Annotated in this window: 1 pseudogene; it reads left to right on the top strand. The window is 69.6% G+C overall.

Annotation, left to right across the window (positions count from 1 at the left end):
- Positions 1-1,954: pseudogene (gene mdoH, locus RMO40_RS13195) on the top strand (glucans biosynthesis glucosyltransferase MdoH); the annotation flags it as partial.
- Positions 1,955-2,065 lie beyond the last annotated feature (111 nt).

Consider the following 2,065-nt stretch of genomic DNA (forward strand, 5'->3'; position numbering starts at 1 on the left):
TGATTCGGCCGCGTACGGGCCGAGCACCCCACCCATGCTTCGCGGCTCGATGGTCGCCACACCATGGCGCGGCTTCTTGCGCAGCCTGGGCGACATCATCAAATCCACGTTCGGGCTGAGCCGGTCGAAGCCCAGCGCGCAGCTCGGTGCAGGCACTTCGACCCTTCGACCTGGCTCAGGACAGGCAGGCTCAGTGCGAACGGAGAGTGGGCCTCGCCTGCCCTGGGAGCGTGCAGCTCAAGCGCGCCGCCGTGTGCTGCTCGCGCTGATCACACTCTCGGCCGCCGGTGCCAGCACGCTGCTGGCCCAGGTGCTGCCCGCGTTCGACAACGCCGCGCTGCGCACGCTGCAGATCGCCTTGTATGCGCTGCTCTTCGCCTGGGTGTCGGCCGGGTTCTTCACCGCGATGATGGGCTTCTGGGTGCTGTGGCGTGGCGACGCGCACGCCATGTCGGCTTCGTCGGTCGGGCACGAACCCATTCACGTGAGCGCACGCACCGCCATCGTCATGCCCATCTGCAACGAGCAGGTGGCCACCGTGTTTGCCGGCCTGCGCGCCACCTGCGAGTCGCTCGCGGCCACGGGCGCATCGAGTTTGTTTGACGTGTACCTGCTGTCGGACACCAGCGACCCCGAAATCCGCGCCGCCGAATTGGCGGCCTGGGCCGAGCTGCGCCATGAGTGTGGTTCAGCGGGGCGCATCTACTACCGCTGGCGCCAGCGCCGCACCAAGCGCAAGGCCGGCAACGTGGCCGACTTCTGCCGCCGCTTCGGCCGCAAGTACCGCTACATGGTCGTGCTCGACGCCGACAGCGTGATGAGCGGCGACTGCCTCGTGAAGCTCGTGCGCCTGATGGAAGCCCACCCCAGCGCCGGCATCCTGCAGACCGCACCGCAGGCCTGCGGGCTCGACACGGTGCACGCCCGCTCGCAGCAGTTTTCAGGCCGCGTGACGGGGCGTTTGTTCACCGCCGGCATGCAGTACTGGCAGTTGGGCGAGTCGCACTACTGGGGCCACAACGCGATCATCCGCATCGAGCCCTTCATGAAACATTGCGCGCTCGCACCGCTGCCAGGCCACGGTGGCTTGAGCGGCGAGCTGCTGTCGCACGACTTCGTCGAGGCCGCGCTGATGCGCCGTGCCGGTTACCACGTGTGGCTGGTGCACGACCTGCACGGCAGTTACGAACAACAGCCCCCCAACCTTCTTGAAGAACTCCAACGCGACCGCCGCTGGTGCCAGGGCAACCTGCAAAACGCCCGCCTGATGGCCGAGCCCGGCCTGCACGGTGTGCACCGCGCGATGCTGTTCACCGGAGCGTTGGCTTATCTGTCGGCGCCGCTGTGGCTGGTGTCGGTGCTGCTGGGCGCGGGGCTGTGGATGTGGGGCGGTGTGGCCGTCGCAGGTGAAGCCCGGGCGGTGCCACTCGAGATCGCTGGCCTGTGGGCGGCCACCGTGTTGATGCTCGCGCTGCCGGGTGTCTGGGGCGTGCTGCCCATGGTGATGACGGGCCAGCCGCGCCGCTACGGCGGCACCTCGGCCCTGGTGCGTGGCGCCTTCCTCGAAGCCGGTTTGTCGCTGCTGCAGGCGCCGGTGCGCATGATGGCGCACACGGTGTTCGTGGTGGTCGCGCTCACCGGCTTGAAGCTCGACTGGAAGTCGCCCCCGCGCGAAGCCAACGACATCGGCTGGGCCGACGCGTTGCAACGCTTTGGCCTGATCAGCTCGGTGGTGGCCGCCATCGCGGTGGCGGTGTTGTGGCTGCAACCGCAGGCGAGCCTGTGGCTGGCGCCGATGGGCCTGCCGCTCTTGCTGGCCGTGCCGCTGGCGGTGCTGACCAGCCGTTCGGCGTTGGGCCAGCGCCTGCTCGCGAACCGCCTGCTGGTGACACCCGAAGAACACTCCGCGCCGCAGGTGCTGCGCCGCGCCTGGGCCCACGCCCGCCGCGCCGCGCCTGCGCCGCAATGGCGCGACACGCTCACCGACCCGTGGTTGTTCGACGTGGTGCGCGCCGCCATGGGCCCGCGCAACACCAGCTGGGGCAGCCGCGGCAAGGCCCGCCGG

Origin of the sequence: Rhizobacter sp. (genome assembly GCF_031412075.1) — a bacterium.
In the GTDB taxonomy this organism is placed as follows: Bacteria; Pseudomonadota; Gammaproteobacteria; order Burkholderiales; family Burkholderiaceae_C; genus Rhizobacter.